This is a genomic window from Flavobacterium sp. 5, from assembly GCF_002813295.1.
In the GTDB taxonomy this organism is placed as follows: domain Bacteria; phylum Bacteroidota; class Bacteroidia; order Flavobacteriales; family Flavobacteriaceae; genus Flavobacterium.
This window is the reverse complement of the sequence record NZ_PHUE01000001.1, coordinates 820,715-835,820: the sequence shown is the minus strand read 5'-3', so window position 1 is coordinate 835,820 and position 15,106 is coordinate 820,715. Positions and strand designations below refer to the sequence as shown.

Sequence of the window (15,106 nt, the reverse complement as noted above, 5' to 3'; positions counted from 1 at the left end):
AAAATACATTAATTTAAGCAATAGCATGTGGAAAACAAAAATAAAAAGTTGAACCTTTATCGACTTCACTCTCTATCCAAATTTTGCCTTTATGTTTTTCTATAAATTCTTTACAAAGAATTAATCCTAATCCCGAACTTGGCTCTTCATCAGTTCCTTTTCTGTTATTTTTAACATCTAGTAGGAAGATATTGTTAAGCATTTTGGCATCCATTCCTATTCCAGAATCTTTTACTGAAATGATGATATTTCTTGAATCATTTTTAGCTTTAATTTTTATATTACCTCCTTTTGGTGTAAACTTTACAGCATTAGATAAAATATTTCTAATGACCGATTGTATTATATGATGATCAGCAAAAACTTCTAGAGATTCGTCTATTATGGTTTCAATTTGTATCTTCTTTTTATTAATAGCATCTTGTTGAGTTATTACGCATTCTTTTATAATTTTGAGTAAATTATACTTTTCTGGTGAAAAGGGAATTAATCCTTGTTCCATTCTGGACCATTCCAGTAAATTGTCCAAAAGACGACTCAAACTATATGATGAACTTCTCATGTTGCTAGCGGCAAATTGAATTTCTTCCTTTTCCATATCATCAATGCTTTCTGCTAATAATTCTGTTAAACCTAGAAAACCACTAAATGGACCTCTTAAATCATGTGCAATAATGGAAAAAAATCTATCTTTTTGTTTATTAATATTTGAAATTTCTTCGTTTTTGTCTAGCAATAATTTGTTTGTTGCTCTTTTGGATATGTAGAGGTATAAGAATAAAATCAAAAAGATTGCTATTGATAAGGTTAGAGTAATTAGAAAGTATACTTTTTTTGAATCGCTGTTTATTTTGAGTTTTTGAATTTCAATTTGTTTATCTCGTAAATCAATCTCTCTTTTGGATTGAAGATTGGCTAACTTATTTTTATTCTCATTTGAAAATAAAGAATCTTGTAAAGTGTTATGTTTTTCAAAGTAATTTAATGCTAAAGCAAAATTTCCTTGAGCTTTAGTAGTTCTGTAAAGTTCTAAATAACATATGTTTAATCTGTCTGGTATCTCTGTTTTAGAAAATAATTGGATAGCATTATTTAGATATTCGGAAGATTCTGCTAATAATTGTTGTTTGTTGTTTGGATTTTCTAAAGCCATTTTATAGTAAGTGGTACCTATTTCGATGTAGGCATTCCCAATGTTATAGCTTTGATTTTTATCGTAACTGTCTAATGCCTTTGTTGAATAGTCAATGCTTTTTGTATAATCTTTTTGATCAGAATATATTTTACCCATTTTTGAGTAGGAATAGCCTAAGCCATTCATGTCATGCATTGAGAGATTTAAGTCTTTGGATTTATTATAATATTCAAGTGCTTTAGTATAATTTTTTTGCACATAATAGTTTAATGCAATATTGTTAAGGTTATAAACCATTAATATTTTATTATTGGTTTTTTTGTTTATTTTATATGCTTTATTAAAATAAGTAACTGCTAAATCATATTTTTTTATTTCAACATATATTAATCCTAAATTGTTAAAAGCACCAGAAATACCATTTTGATTTTTTAATTCTTGATATACATATAGTGATTTATAAAAATAATTTATTGCCTTGTCGTAATCAGTCAAAACCCATTGGCAGACTCCAAGATTGTCATTTGCTACGGCCATTCCTTTATTCCACTTAATTTTTGTGGCTAGTTTGAGTGCTGCCTCTCCATAAGGTATTCCTTCTTTTGGATTAGTGTAAAAATAGCTGCTTATAATTCTGTTTAGAATATTGATTTTGGTAGTATCAGCCATTACTCCATTTAATGATGCTTTTAAGGCATCTACAGATTGGGAATAATGTTCTTGTTTTGTAGATATTTTTTTTAATGTTTTGTCAGATAGAGTGATGTATTTCTGTTTGTTTTTTGGATCTGATTTAGACATTAAAAGATACACATTGCTTAATTGATTAAGTGTATTGTTGATATTGTCAGTTTGTTTTTTGTCAAATTTTTCTAAAGCCAGTGAAAAATTTTCAATAGCCTTTTTGTAATTTTTTTGTTTTGAAAAAACCTCGCCAATACGACTTAGACAATAGGCATAGCCGTTTGGGTCTTTTATGGTTTCATTTATTTTCAGCGATTCTTCATAATATGAAAGTGCTTTTTTATAATCGTTTAGGTTATAATAAGTATCTGCAATATCATTTAAATTATAAACAATTACTATTTTGTTATTAATTGAGTAATTTATTTTTAATGCTTTTTCTAAATATGTAATGGCTTGCTGATATTTTTTTTGTGACAAATAGACAAAGGCGATATTTTTTAATGTACCGGAAATTTTTGCTTGGTTTTGTGTTTGCTTATTTAAATAAAGAGCTTTTTCTAAATAAAAAAGAGCTTCAGTGTAATTAGATAATGTTTGGTTGCAAATTCCTAAATTTTCATTTGCTTCAGCCATTCCTTTATTCCATTGTTTTTTTTCAGCTAGAGCCAAAGCTTTATTTCCGTACTGTAATCCTTCTTTTGCTTCAGAATATTTATAAGTAGAAGCAAGCTCATTGAGTGTGTTAATTTTGATAGTATCAACGGTTGCTTTTTGGAGTTTTAATTTTAGAACAGTTACAGATTGAGGATTTTTATCTTGACCATTAACGGAAGCAAATGCTAATAGTATCATAGTAAATAGCCATCTGTTTATTTTACAAATATTTCTCATCGAATAACTTAATTTATGAAATTCTTTTTTTTTGAAAGATTTAAAAAAGAAATTTTTATGAGTATTTCCAATAATTATGCCAGTATTATTTTTCATCGTTAAAATACGCTTTTTTTTCGATAAAATATATTTTAAATTTTTTATTGTAAAACAATAACTACTTAATTGTGAATATGCTATGAGTTATATTTGATTTGCTAAAGTTTGTTGTTCTAAAGACAAAAGTATCTAAACAATGAATAGAGGTTTTATAGTAGTTGTTTGATATTTAAAATCAGTTTATGTATGAAGGTTATTTTTTGTCTTAACTAAAAAATACAATTGACTCAAAAAAAGATACCTTTGTAATCAAATGAAATAATAATATAAGCATGAAAATAAATCTTAAGAACGGAATTGACAAACTCATTTTTGGAATGAAACAAAATGATGTTATAGCCATTTACGGCAAACCCAATAAAAATTATAAAGATGAAGATGATAATGTAATTTTTGTTTATAATAATCTTAAAACCCGTTTAACTTTTTATAAAGATGAGGAGTTGAAATTAGGGTACTTAGTAGCGTCTAACCCAGATTTAGAGTTATTAGGAAACAAAATAATATCCAAAAAAATAACAGATGTTAAGAAAGATTTAGTTCAAAAAGGGATAACTAAATTTACGCAAGAAGAGTTTGACACTTTTGAAAACTACTTTAATGAAGAAAATTGGATTATTTTTCAAACAGAGTTTGATGAAGTAGTTAAATTTGAAATTGGAGCAATAATTAATAACAAAGACGAATTTGAATGGAAGTTTAAAAAATAATTTTACACTTTATTCTAATAAAAAAAGCCACAACATTTTTAATAATTTGTCGTGGCTTTTTTATTGTAATTAATTGTACTATTGTTGTTTTTCAAACATTTCCAATTCGAAAATTAAACTTGCATTTGGTGGAATTACACCGCCAGCACCTCTTTCTCCATAAGCTAGATTTGAGGGGATAAATAGTATTACTTTTTCGCCATAAGACATAACAGCTACTCCTTCTAAAAAACCTGGGATTAAACCATCTTTTCTACCAGCTTCAAAGGGAAATGGCTTGTAACCATTTTGCGCAGCTCTATTAGCATCAAATTTTCCATAGGCTTTGCTTACCTCTTCATAACTACTGTCAAATAGTGTTCCATCTTCAAAATAACCTGCATAGTGAAAATAAAAAGTAGATCCATTTACGGGTTTAACTCCTGTTCCTTTTGTAACTACTGTATATGCTAATCCTGATGGAGTAGTAGTGGATTTTGATTTTTCGGCAGCAAAATAAGCTGTTTTTGCGTTAATAACAGGCCCGTATTTTTCTAAATATATCCTTTTAGTTTCAGCGTCAACTGCAACTTGTTTTTTCTTGTTTTCAGCATCTATTGCAGCTTGCTTTTTTTGATCTTCTGATTTGTTGTTGAAATAATTTGAAAATACTTTAACAGCATCAAACTTCTTAGCCAAATCTCCTTTTCGAGTTATTGTAATTTTTGTAATAACATCGTCTTGTGCAATTGAATTTACTACTCCCATTCCTTGTGTTACCTGACCAAAAATGGTATGTTTCCCTGTTAGCCAAGGGGTGTCTTTATGTGTAATAAAAAATTGGCTTCCATTAGTTGTAGGTCCAGAATTTGCCATTGCTAATATTCCTGCTTTGTCAAATTTTGAATCATTAAATTCATCTTTAAAAGCATAACCAGGCCCACCAGAACCATTACCATCTGGGTCACCACCTTGAATCATGAAATCTTTGATAACTCTATGAAATTTTAGACCATCAAAAAATGGTTTTCCTTTTAGTCTTTCAACTGTTACGAACGGATTATTTCCTTCTGCTAGACTTATAAAGTTTGCTACAGTAACTGGAGTTTTTTGAAAAAATAACTGAACAGTAATATTTCCTTTATTAGTGGCAATAGTCGCGAAAATTCCTTCAACGGAAACTGCAGGTTTTGCAGCTGTGGTTGCAGGTTTTTTTGTGGTAACTGCTTTTTTCGTGTTTTGTGCGTGTAAATTGAATACTCCTAAAAAGAGTAATAATAGGATTTTAGATTTCATTTTTTTTAAATTTAGATGTCAATTAGTTATAAATTAATTAGGCATTTTATCCATTAATTCTATTTCGAAAATTATATTGGTATTTGGTGGGATTACATCTCCAGCTCCAGCTTCACCATAAGCAAGATTCGATGGTATAAACAGAATTGCTTTGTCGCCAATAGCCATTTTTTCGATTCCTTCTATAAAACCGGGTATTAAACCATCTTTTTTTCCAGTCTGAAAAGGAATTGGAGTATATTGATGAGCTGCTGCTCTTGCAGGATCAAATTTACCAAAAGTTCTAGAAACATCTTCAATACTAGAATCAAACAAAGTACCATTTTCTAAGAATCCAGCATAATGTATGTAAACAGTAGATCCTATAGTAGGTTTTTTGCCATTACCTTTTTTAGTAATTACATATTTAAGCCCAGTTGTGGTTTTAGTAGCTTTGCTTTTTAATTCAGTAAAAGAGGCTACTTTTTGATCACAAACTGATTTGTATTTGGCTTCATATTCTTTTTTTGCGGCAGCTTCAGCAGCTACTTTTTGTTTCTGACTTTCAGATTCTATTTTAAAATAATCATGAAAAGTTTTTTCAGCATTGAATTTTTTTGCCTCTTCACCATTTCTAATAATGGTTATAGTTTTTATAAAATCATCTTGTTCTATTTTATTTACTACTTCAAGGTTATAATCGACTACATGTCCGAAAATAGTATGTTTTCCATCAAGCCAGGGAGTTTCTATATGTGTAATAAAAAATTGGCTACTGTTTGTTCCTGGGCCGTTGTTCGCCATTGCTAAAATTCCCCCTTTATCAAATTTAAAATCGGAAAATTCGTCTTTAAATTTGTATCCAGTATCTCCGGAACCTGTTCCTAAAGGATCTCCAGTTTGAATCATAAAATCTTTGATTACTCTATGGAATTTTAATCCATTGAAAAATGGCTTTCCTTTTAGAGTATCATTCATAACAAATTCATTTTCACCTTCTGCCAATGTAATAAAATTGGCAACAGTTACAGGTGCTTTTTTATAATCTAATTCTAATAAGATAATACCTTTATTTGTTTCAATTTCGGCATATAAACCATCGGGTAAATTGTCGTATTCTTTTTTACAAGAAATTAAAGTTGTAAGGAGTAGTAATATAAATAAAACATTTTTTTTCATTCTGCTTTCTTTTAATTTGTTAAGGTGTCCTTTATGATTGCTTTAGATTTTATAGCGGGAGTTACTGTTGCTTTTGCAATTGTTGCGGGTTGCATCTGTTTGTTATATTCGGATTCAGGCATAAAATCATTAAGTGTGACGGTACAAAATAAAGGCTGATTGGTTCCTATTTTGTTATTATCTCCGTGGTAACCATATCCCATGTGTGAGGTGAAAAGGAAGTGTACTTTTTCTTTTTTACGCATCAATTTTATTCCGTCTCTCAATCCCATCATAATCTCTTGCTTATCGACTTTATAGGTTTGTGGTTCTAGTTCTTCTTGAGAATAAATAATATTTCCGCTTAGGTCTTTTATTTCATAATCAAAAAAGGCAATGTCACCTTTTTTCGGATTAAGGCTATCGGTTAGATTTCTAGTCTCATAATAATACCAATATCCTTTTTTGGATGCAATGTATTGTTTCTTTGGATCGCTCTTAATAACAGCTTCAATTTGGTCTTCTTCTTTTGCTATCATTTTTTTATTACGAGCAATAGATTGTTTCATGAAACTACCAGACGAATGCGAAATAGGTTTTCTTGCTTCTTGGTGTTGTTTACAACTTGATACCAAAAAGGTACTGAAAAATACAATTAGTAGTACTTTAAAATAATTCATAGGTTACTATATTTTTAGATTTTGGACTAAATTTTCAAATTTACTTCTGGTTTCTTCCATTGAAGTTTCGGATTTTCCTCCAGCGGCATTACTGTGTCCTCCTCCTTGAAAATGATCTCTTGCAAATTGATTTACATCAAAAGTACCTTGAGAACGGAAAGAAATTTTAATAATTCCTTCTTCTTTGTTTTCGATAAAAATGGCTGTGAATACAATACCTTTTATACTTAGACCATAATTAACAATGCCCTCAGTATCACCTTTTATATAATCAAAACTATTTAATTCTTCTTGTGTTAACGTTGTATATGATGTTTTATGATCCATCATAACTTTCATATTCTGCAAGGCACGTCCTAATAATTGCAAACGATTATAAGAACTATTGTCAAATAACAAGGCTGGAATTAATGTGTTTTCGACTCCAAGGTCAATTAATTCTGCTACGATTCGATGTGTTGTTCCAGTTGTTTTTGGAAAACGAAATGAACCAGAGTCTGTTAATATTCCTGTGTAAATACAAGTAGCTATTGTTTTGTCTAAGTCTTGTTTTTTGTCTAAGAAAGAGATGAAATTATAAACCATTTCGCAAGTTGATCCAAAGGCAACATTTGAATAGGTATAGGTTGCATAATCATCAGGTTTTTGATGATGATCAATCATGATAAATGGAGCAGTAAGTTTCTCTAATGCATGTTCCATTTCACCCACTCTATGTAGTGCATTGAAATCTAAAGTAAAAACTACTTGAGCCTCTTCAAGGATTTTGGTACAATTTTCTTTGTCTTTTTCGTATATTTTTACGGTTTCTGAGCCTGGCATCCAAGCTAGAAAATCAGGAAAATCGTTTGGAGAAATCACTGTTGGGAAGTGATTGTTTTTTAGTAAAAAATGATATAATGCTAATGTAGAACCCATGGCGTCTCCGTCTGGACCTCTATGTGGTATTATTGCAATTTTTTTTGGAGTTGATAATAACAACTGTATCGCCTGTATGTCTTGTATATTCATAGTTTGCGAAATTACATTTTTTAAACTAAATGTTGAAAGCTTTTAAGAAATTATAAAGAAATATAGATTAAAGGTATTTCAATCCTTTTTTTCTAATAGTTTGATACAAAATAGACTTTGGACCTTGTACAATTTGAGATTTATAAATGCCTATAGATCCTGAGAAAAAGTAAGCAGTTAGACAGGCAATTCCAATATAAAGCCCGCAATCAATTCCAAAAAGCTCCATTCCCATTACGGTACAAGCAATAGGAGTATGGGTTGCTCCCGAAAAAACAGCTACAAATCCCATTCCAGCTAATAAGGCAATTGGCAAAGGAACGATTGCTGATAATGCACTTCCTAATGTTGCTCCGACAAAAAAGAGTGGAGTAACTTCACCACCTTTGAAACCAGCACCAAGTGTAAAACCGGTAAAAAGTATTTTTAAAAGAAAATCATAAGGAGTGTTTTGAATAGAAAAAGCATTTACAATCTCTGGAACACCTAAGCCAATAAATTTTGTAGTTCCGATAAAATAAATTGCAATAGCTAATACAATACCACCAATAAAAGGTCTTAATGGTGGGTATTTTATGTTGTTAGAAAATAATTTCCCCCAAAAATGTGTACTTCTTGAAAAAAGCAATGCTGCAAGTCCAAATAAAACACTGGCAATAATAATCCAAAACAGAATAGTAAAATTCATCTTGGGTATTGTCGGTATACTATAATGAGTATGTTTTATTTGCCAATATTCGACTGTAAAATATGCGATGTAGGCTACTACAAATGATAAAAAGATACTTTTAATATTTATTTTACTGAAATAAACAACTTCCAATGCGAAAATTGCTCCTGCTAGTGGTGTCCCAAAAACGGATGCAAAACCAGCACTAATTCCTAAAATTATCAGGGTTCTTCTTTCAGACTGATTTAATTTGAAAATCGAGGTGCATACGTCGGCAATAGCTCCGCCCATTTGCACAGCAGTACCTTCTCTTCCCGCAGATCCACCAAATAGATGCGTTATTAGTGTTCCCAAAAGAACTAACGGCGCCATCATGAATGGAATCTTTTTTTCGGGTTTGTTGTATTCTTCTAAAAGGAGATTATTTCCTTTTGCAATTCGGGAATCCGATATAAAGTAAATATAACCAATAAGTAATCCTCCAAAAGGCAATAGCCAAATAATCCAAGTATTGTGGATTCTAATTTGGGTAACAAATTCTAAAGAAACTAAAAATAAGGCTGAAGCTGATCCAGAAAAAATGCCTATCAGACAACAAATGAAAAACCATTTGAGTGTGATAAGCATTAATTGTTTTATTTTTTGATAATCCATTAATAGCAATACTTTTTTAAACTAGGTGTTTTATAAAAACATTGCAATTTATAGTAATTTTTACAATTACTCTGATGCAATAGCAGTAAATTCAATTTCAACTAAGTATTCTGGTGCTACCAATTGGTTGATGCCGTAAAATCCTGTTGTTGGTTTGATGTCTTTAAAGAAAGTAGCATGCGCAGTAGCAACAGCTTCAAAGGTAGAAACATCTGTTGTGAAAATTCGAGTACGAATAACATCTTTCATTCCTACTTTAAGATCTTCTAAGACTTTTTCTACTCTTTCGAGGATGTTTAATGTTTGTGCATAAGCATCATCAGCTTTTACTTTTTCACCATCAACTATGGCTACAGTTCCAGATACTTCTATGATGTTTCCGATACGAACCGCACGACAATATCCCATTTTGTCTTCCCAAGGTGATCCAGTCAAGATGTTTTCTCTTTTCATTATTTAGTTTTTTAAGTTTGTTAATAGTTGTTTAATACGATATCAAAGATTTCGATTAAAGTGCGAATTTATAAAAATTAGAATTAAAAAAAGTGTCGATTTTGACGTAGAAGTCTTATTGTGGTTGAATTGTAGTTTTTATAACAAAATAATAATTTTATTTTAGTTTATATGTTGTTGAAGACGTTTCATTTTAAAAAGAACCACACAGACTATACAAAACATAATTCCTACAGATATCTTAAGTTATGATTTCTGATCGTCTTTGTTCCTAATTGTATCAACTGTTTTTTACGGAATTGTACCAAGGGAGTTTAGAAAAGTATAATTAATTTATTATTTAAAACAATTTAATTATTAAAAACAACAATAGAATTATTATTTAAAACAATTTAATGGTTAAAAACAACTATAAAATTATTATTTAAAACAATTTAATAGTTAATAACAACTATAGAATTGTTATTTAAAACAATTTAATTGTTAAAAACAACTATAAAGTATGATTTTGGTATTGAAAAGTAGTGTTACACCCAACAGTGTCTAATAAATAAATTTTATAAAATTATTTTCGCACGTCATTGTACTTCTTTATAAGGGATGTTTTTTTGAAATTTTTAATTTCTTAACAGCTTAATAAAAATAAATTATGTTTGTTTTATGATTTTATAGATGATGTTTTTTTATTTTTGGAATATAATTTAAGACAAAGACCTACTTTTTTTAATAGTATGAAACAAATTTTTTTATTTATTTTTCTAATAGGTTTTGCAACTTGTACGTATGCTCAAGTCGAGTTTAGTAATAAGTTTAAAGGGATTCCTCCCGTTAATAGTAAGCCGAAACCAGAAAAAAAAGATATTCCACCTACTGATCCAAATGTTCCAATAATTATTCCACCAAATGTTTATAAAAACTCAAATGTAATTCAATCACCTCCTAATCCTGTTGACGATTATAAGGTTAAAACTAAAAGTGAAATTTCAATGCTTCCTAAGGATAATGAGTTTATCAATCCTGGGGATGAAATTAGAGATAGATTGAGTAAAAGTGTTAGTAAATATTTGGTTAATAATGGTTTAAAAGAGAATGATTCGTATCTCCGAAAAGCAGACATGGATTTTGGAGTTATTCATACAAAGTCACCATATTTAATTATAAGAATTAGAGATTACGGGGCTATCGATGGCGATTTCATAAAAACAACTATAACTCATGATTATAAAGAGGAAGTTTTGGTAAACAGATTATTTCTTGACGGTAATTTTAAAGAAATTAAATTTTTTCTTAAAGAGGGATTAAGTTTTTTAGATTTAGAAGCACTTAATCGAGGAGAGTTAGGAGGAAATACAGGTGAATTTGCGATTTATGACAATACAGGAAGTATGTTAGTACATAATTATTGGGATAACTTTGATACAGGTGTAAAGTCGAAGTTTAAAATTGTTAAAGAGTAGTTTATTACTCTTTTGTAACTAAAAAGGATCAGCGGTTACCTTAAACTGCATATTGGCTTTTACCTCAATATTTTGGCCAAAAGTTTCTTTTGTTACTATAGCTGTTCTTAGTTTATAAGTGGAAGCTTTAATGTATTGGTCCAATTTTTGGGAAGTACAGGTTAGATTAATTGAGTTTGCTGTTGTACTAATATTATCGAGATACGCTACTTCGATTTCATTATCATTAGTTGTAGAAATGTACATGTGAACCGATTTTAGAAAACTGAACGTTTTATCCGCAGGACTTACAATACTTAATTTTAATTCTTTCAATGTTACATCTTTAACCAAATCGGCTTTAGTATTATTGTTTTTAAATTCTTCTGATGAATTTGTTGTAATATCTGGTGTTGGTATTTCAAACGGTGTGTCTACTGATAAACCACTGTTTATTTTTAATGTTACTTCATCAGAAACTGTAAAAGTCAATAGTTTATCTACTTCACTACATGAAATTGTAAATAAGGATAAAATTGCCATTCCTATAACTATATTTTTTTTTGTTTTCATTATCGAGAGATTTTAGATTTAGATTTTTTAGAGATGAAACTTAATAGATTTACTGTTTTATCTTTTAACGAGGTTAAGATTGAATTAGTATTTAATGGAAAGTTATTTAAAAAAAATAAATTAAAAATTTTTCAAAATACAATTTTTCAATTCCGAATATATAAAGTATTTTTGCGCATGCAACACAACGTACTTATTTTAGATTTCGGATCGCAATATACACAGCTTATTGCGCGTAGAGTTCGCGAATTAAATATATTCTGCGAAATTTTTCCTTACAATCATTTTCCGAGTGATTTATCAAGTTATAAAGCCGTAATTCTTGGAGGAAGCCCTTTTTCTGTTAGAGGAGAAGATGCACCACATCCAGATTTATCTCAAATCAGAGGGAAATTACCAATGCTTGCCGTTTGTTATGGAGCGCAATATTTATCCCATTTTAGTGGTGGTGAAGTAGCTGCTTCTAATACAAGAGAATACGGAAGAGCGAATTTATCTTATATTAAAGAGGACGAAATTTTCTTTGAAGGCGTTTCTGAAAACAGCCAAGTTTGGATGAGCCACAGTGATAGTATCAAAGCATTACCAACTAATGGAGTAAAATTAGCAAGTACACATGATGTGGAATATGCTGCTTACAAAATAGAAGGAGAAACTACTTATGCAATTCAATACCATCCTGAAGTTTTTCACTCTACAGATGGATCAAAAATGTTAGAGAATTTCTTAGTAAAAATTGCTGAAGTTCCCCAAAATTTCACACCAGGTGCTTTCGTTGAAGAAATTGTAGCTGAAATGAAAGAAAAAATCGGAAACGACAAAGTTGTTTTAGGTCTTTCAGGAGGTGTAGATTCAACAGTAGCTGCAGTTTTATTACATAAAGCTATTGGTAAGAATCTGTATTGTATTTTTGTTAATAACGGATTACTTCGTAAAAATGAATTTCAAAGTGTTTTAGATCAATACGAAGGAATGGGATTGAACGTAAAAGGGGTTGATGCTTCTCAGCGTTTTTACGATGCCTTAGCAGGAGTTAGTGATCCAGAATTAAAAAGAAAAGCCATCGGAAATGCTTTTATAGAAGTTTTCGATGATGAGTCACATAAAATTGAAGATGTTACTTGGTTAGCTCAAGGAACTATATATCCTGACGTTATCGAATCAGTTTCGGTAAAAGGACCATCTGCAACTATCAAATCACACCATAATGTGGGTGGTTTACCTGATTATATGAAATTAAAGATTGTTGAACCTTTACGTATGCTTTTCAAAGATGAAGTACGTAGAGTAGGAGCAACTTTAGGAATTGATCCAGAATTGTTGGGAAGACATCCTTTTCCAGGACCTGGATTGTCTATTCGTATTTTAGGAGATATCACACTGGAAAAAGTACAAATTTTACAAGATGTAGATAAAGTATTTATCGACGGATTAAAATCTTGGGGATTGTATGATAAAGTTTGGCAAGCAGGAGCTATTTTACTTCCTGTAAACAGTGTTGGAGTAATGGGTGATGAGCGTACTTACGAAAAAGTGGTAGCACTTCGAGCAGTAGAATCTACTGATGGAATGACTGCTGACTGGGTACATTTACCATATGATTTTTTGGCATCAGTTTCTAATGATATTATCAATAAAGTAAAAGGTGTGAATCGTGTCGTTTACGATATTAGTTCAAAACCACCTGCAACAATTGAGTGGGAATAGTAATTTTTTTAACATTAAGTCGTTACATTTGTAACGACTTAATTGTTTAAACCTACTTATTTATGAAAGAATTTTCAAGATTTTTATTGTTTGTTGCTTTTGTATCGAATGTCTCTTTTGGACAGCAATCCGCAACTAAGCATGCAGTTTTAAAAGGCGAAACGATCCCCCAAATCGCTCAAAACTACAAAACAACTCCTTCTGAAATTTATAGATTAAATCCAGAAGCACAAAACGGAATTTCAGAAAACCAAATACTGAATGTTCCAGAATTACTCCCTCAAACCCCAAATTCTATTACGCATACTGTTGCTCCAAAAGAAACTTTATTTGGATTAGCAACAAAGTATAATGTTAAAGTAGAAGCAATTCAAAATGCGAATGTTACTGCTCTTGCTAATGGATTGCAGGTTGGTCAGGAATTAGTTATTCCTCAAGAATCAAAATCAGAAACCATAGCTGCAAAAAGCACGCATTTAGTTCAGGCAAAAGAATCATTGTTTAGCATCGCAAGGCTATATAATGTATCTGTTGAAGATTTAGATAAAGCCAATGCTGCTCTTTTGAAAAATGGATTGCAGATAGGGCAAGAAATTGCTATTCCAAATAAAAAGAAAACTCTGGACGGTAGAGTGAGAGTTATCAATGCTGAAACCGTTTTTTATGTGGTAAAACCAAAAGAAACTAAGTATTCTATAGCTAAACAATTTGGTATTTCAGTTGAACAATTGGAATCTCAAAATCCAGAAATTGTTAATGGTTTGGTAGAAGGAAATAAATTGGCAATCAATGTTAAAGAAGTTAAGCCAACCAATGAAAATGAAGAGTTGATGCTTGCTTTGGCAGAAAAACAAGTGGTGGTTGAAAAATCAAAAGCGAATACAAAAGAAATCAATAGTTTAAAAGAAAAACTTGTATTGCAGGAAGAAATCAATCAAAAAGTAATAAAGGTTAATGGTCTTTTAGTTAATCTAAAAGAGATTGATAATACAAAAGAAGGTTCTGCTGAAAAACTTAAGATGGTTTTAGAAGCTAATAAGAATATTCAGGAAATTCTTTTGGTTAAATTAGATTCATTGGTGAACACTATGAGTAAAGATTTAACTGATTTGAAAAAAACTGAATTAGTTGATCTTGATGAATCTATTCGTTTGCAAAAGATTTCTAACGAAAATATTCAAAAGACTAATGACTTATCACAACAGCTAAAAAAACAATTAGCGGATAATAGAAAAGTATATTCAGGTTTAATGGACAAAGCGGAGCGTATTGCTGTGGAAGAAAATCAAGAGTACAAGAAAAGTATTCGCGATAACAGTAAAACAAAACCAGCTGAAGCAAAAGTTTCAAAATTAACTCCAGCAGAGTTGAAGACTATGGAAATGCAACAACGCGTTCGTGATTTAAACAACATAAAGTTGATTACAAAATTGGATTCGTTGAATAAAGAAAGTAAAGCTGAATTGAGATTACATATCAGTAAAGCTGACTTTTATAGTAAGCAAGCTAGAACATTCGATGATAATTTGGCGAAATTAAAAAATCAAAGCTATCAAAATAAAGCATCAGAAGCTCAGGCAAAAAACAAAAAGGCAGTTGCTTCAAAGACCCTTACATTAGAACAAGTAAAAAAAGAATTGGCTAAACAACCAACTAAAGTTAAGTCGATAAAAATAGAAAATATAGAAGGTGTAAAAGATTTGAAAGCAGGTTATTATGTAGTATTAGGTAATTTTCAAGATGCTAAGCAAAGAGATGCATTTATTAAAAAAATATCAGATGCAGGTTCTTTGGATAGTAATTTCTTTTATAATGTGAATGTGCTTACGTATTATGTATATTCAAAAACTTTTGCAACTAAAGAGGAAGCACAATATGAATGCATTCAGAAACAAGGTAAACCGCTTTTTGAAAAAATGTTTATTGCAAATATCGTTTCTGAATAATTTAATTAAAGAATAAATTAACAGTCACTAGAGAAAATATCT

12 protein-coding genes are annotated in these 15,106 nt (G+C 30.3%); 4 read left to right on the top strand and 8 right to left on the bottom strand.

Going from position 1 to position 15,106, the window contains the following annotated elements; genetic code table 11:
• Window positions 1-13: 13 nt before the first annotated feature.
• Entirely contained in the window at window positions 14-2,809 is a 2,796-nt protein-coding gene (locus CLU82_RS03410; protein WP_100841769.1) for a tetratricopeptide repeat-containing sensor histidine kinase, read from the bottom strand.
• 275 nt (window positions 2,810-3,084) lie between these two features.
• On the opposite strand from CLU82_RS03410, the gene CLU82_RS03405 reads away from it, so the two are divergent.
• The gene (locus CLU82_RS03405; RefSeq protein WP_100841768.1) at window positions 3,085-3,522 is read left to right on the top strand and encodes a hypothetical protein; all 438 of its coding nucleotides are present in this window, start codon (window positions 3,085-3,087) and stop codon (window positions 3,520-3,522) included.
• Between the two features lie 78 nt (window positions 3,523-3,600).
• Here CLU82_RS03405 and CLU82_RS03400 read toward each other — a convergent pair whose 3' ends face one another.
• The 6 genes from CLU82_RS03400 to CLU82_RS03375 all read right to left on the bottom strand — a co-directional run bounded on the left by CLU82_RS03400 (window position 3,601) and on the right by CLU82_RS03375 (window position 9,402).
• Complete coding sequence (locus CLU82_RS03400; protein ID WP_100841767.1) at window positions 3,601-4,797, bottom strand: peptidylprolyl isomerase; 1,197 nt, start codon at window positions 4,795-4,797, stop codon at window positions 3,601-3,603.
• Window positions 4,798-4,830: 33 nt separating this feature from the next.
• A complete protein-coding gene (locus CLU82_RS03395; RefSeq protein WP_100841766.1) occupies window positions 4,831-5,955 on the bottom strand; it encodes a peptidylprolyl isomerase in 1,125 nt (374 codons plus the stop codon).
• Window positions 5,956-5,966: 11 nt separating this feature from the next.
• Window positions 5,967-6,614 carry a gliding motility-associated peptidyl-prolyl isomerase GldI gene (gldI, locus tag CLU82_RS03390; RefSeq protein ID WP_100841765.1) on the bottom strand — a complete coding sequence of 216 codons (648 nt, stop codon included), beginning with the start codon at window positions 6,612-6,614 and terminating at the stop codon, window positions 5,967-5,969.
• 6 nt (window positions 6,615-6,620) lie between these two features.
• Window positions 6,621-7,625, bottom strand: coding sequence for a bifunctional oligoribonuclease/PAP phosphatase NrnA (locus tag CLU82_RS03385; RefSeq protein ID WP_100841764.1), 1,005 nt, complete (start codon window positions 7,623-7,625; stop codon window positions 6,621-6,623).
• Between the two features lie 67 nt (window positions 7,626-7,692).
• Window positions 7,693-8,949 (bottom strand): voltage-gated chloride channel family protein, encoded by a 1,257-nt coding sequence (locus CLU82_RS03380; RefSeq protein ID WP_100841763.1) that lies wholly within the window; start codon window positions 8,947-8,949, stop codon window positions 7,693-7,695.
• Window positions 8,950-9,015: 66 nt separating this feature from the next.
• On the bottom strand, window positions 9,016-9,402 hold the full coding sequence (locus tag CLU82_RS03375) for a RidA family protein (RefSeq protein ID WP_100841762.1): 387 nt from the start codon (window positions 9,400-9,402) through the stop codon (window positions 9,016-9,018).
• A gap of 731 nt (window positions 9,403-10,133) precedes the next feature.
• On the opposite strand from CLU82_RS03375, the gene CLU82_RS03370 reads away from it, so the two are divergent.
• Window positions 10,134-10,859, top strand: coding sequence for a hypothetical protein (locus tag CLU82_RS03370; RefSeq protein WP_100844917.1), 726 nt, complete (start codon window positions 10,134-10,136; stop codon window positions 10,857-10,859).
• A gap of 18 nt (window positions 10,860-10,877) precedes the next feature.
• Here CLU82_RS03370 and CLU82_RS03365 read toward each other — a convergent pair whose 3' ends face one another.
• Entirely contained in the window at window positions 10,878-11,411 is a 534-nt protein-coding gene (locus tag CLU82_RS03365) for a hypothetical protein (RefSeq protein WP_100841761.1), read from the bottom strand.
• A 177-nt stretch (window positions 11,412-11,588) separates the two neighbouring features.
• Here CLU82_RS03365 and guaA point away from each other — a divergent pair, with 177 nt between their 5' ends.
• Together guaA and CLU82_RS03355 are read left to right on the top strand one after the other, a co-directional pair.
• Window positions 11,589-13,118, top strand: a complete 1,530-nt coding sequence (guaA, locus tag CLU82_RS03360) for a glutamine-hydrolyzing GMP synthase (protein ID WP_100844916.1) — start codon at window positions 11,589-11,591, stop codon at window positions 13,116-13,118.
• A 62-nt stretch (window positions 13,119-13,180) separates the two neighbouring features.
• Window positions 13,181-15,064 carry a LysM peptidoglycan-binding domain-containing protein gene (locus CLU82_RS03355; RefSeq protein WP_100841760.1) on the top strand — a complete coding sequence of 628 codons (1,884 nt, stop codon included), beginning with the start codon at window positions 13,181-13,183 and terminating at the stop codon, window positions 15,062-15,064.
• The last annotated feature ends 42 nt before the right edge of the window (window positions 15,065-15,106 follow it).

Coding starts and splice junctions, on each gene's coding strand:
- guaA (WP_100844916.1), top strand. CDS start 11,589: ATGCAACACAACGTACTTATTTTAGATTTCGGATCGCAATATACACAG.
- CLU82_RS03400 (WP_100841767.1), bottom strand. CDS start 4,797: ATGAAATCTAAAATCCTATTATTACTCTTTTTAGGAGTATTCAATTTA.
- CLU82_RS03370 (WP_100844917.1), top strand. CDS start 10,134: ATGAAACAAATTTTTTTATTTATTTTTCTAATAGGTTTTGCAACTTGT.
- CLU82_RS03405 (WP_100841768.1), top strand. CDS start 3,085: ATGAAAATAAATCTTAAGAACGGAATTGACAAACTCATTTTTGGAATG.
- CLU82_RS03410 (WP_100841769.1), bottom strand. CDS start 2,809: ATGAAAAATAATACTGGCATAATTATTGGAAATACTCATAAAAATTTC.
- CLU82_RS03355 (WP_100841760.1), top strand. CDS start 13,181: ATGAAAGAATTTTCAAGATTTTTATTGTTTGTTGCTTTTGTATCGAAT.
- CLU82_RS03375 (WP_100841762.1), bottom strand. CDS start 9,402: ATGAAAAGAGAAAACATCTTGACTGGATCACCTTGGGAAGACAAAATG.
- CLU82_RS03365 (WP_100841761.1), bottom strand. CDS start 11,411: ATGAAAACAAAAAAAAATATAGTTATAGGAATGGCAATTTTATCCTTA.
- gldI (WP_100841765.1), bottom strand. CDS start 6,614: ATGAATTATTTTAAAGTACTACTAATTGTATTTTTCAGTACCTTTTTG.
- CLU82_RS03380 (WP_100841763.1), bottom strand. CDS start 8,949: ATGGATTATCAAAAAATAAAACAATTAATGCTTATCACACTCAAATGG.
- CLU82_RS03395 (WP_100841766.1), bottom strand. CDS start 5,955: ATGAAAAAAAATGTTTTATTTATATTACTACTCCTTACAACTTTAATT.
- CLU82_RS03385 (WP_100841764.1), bottom strand. CDS start 7,625: ATGAATATACAAGACATACAGGCGATACAGTTGTTATTATCAACTCCA.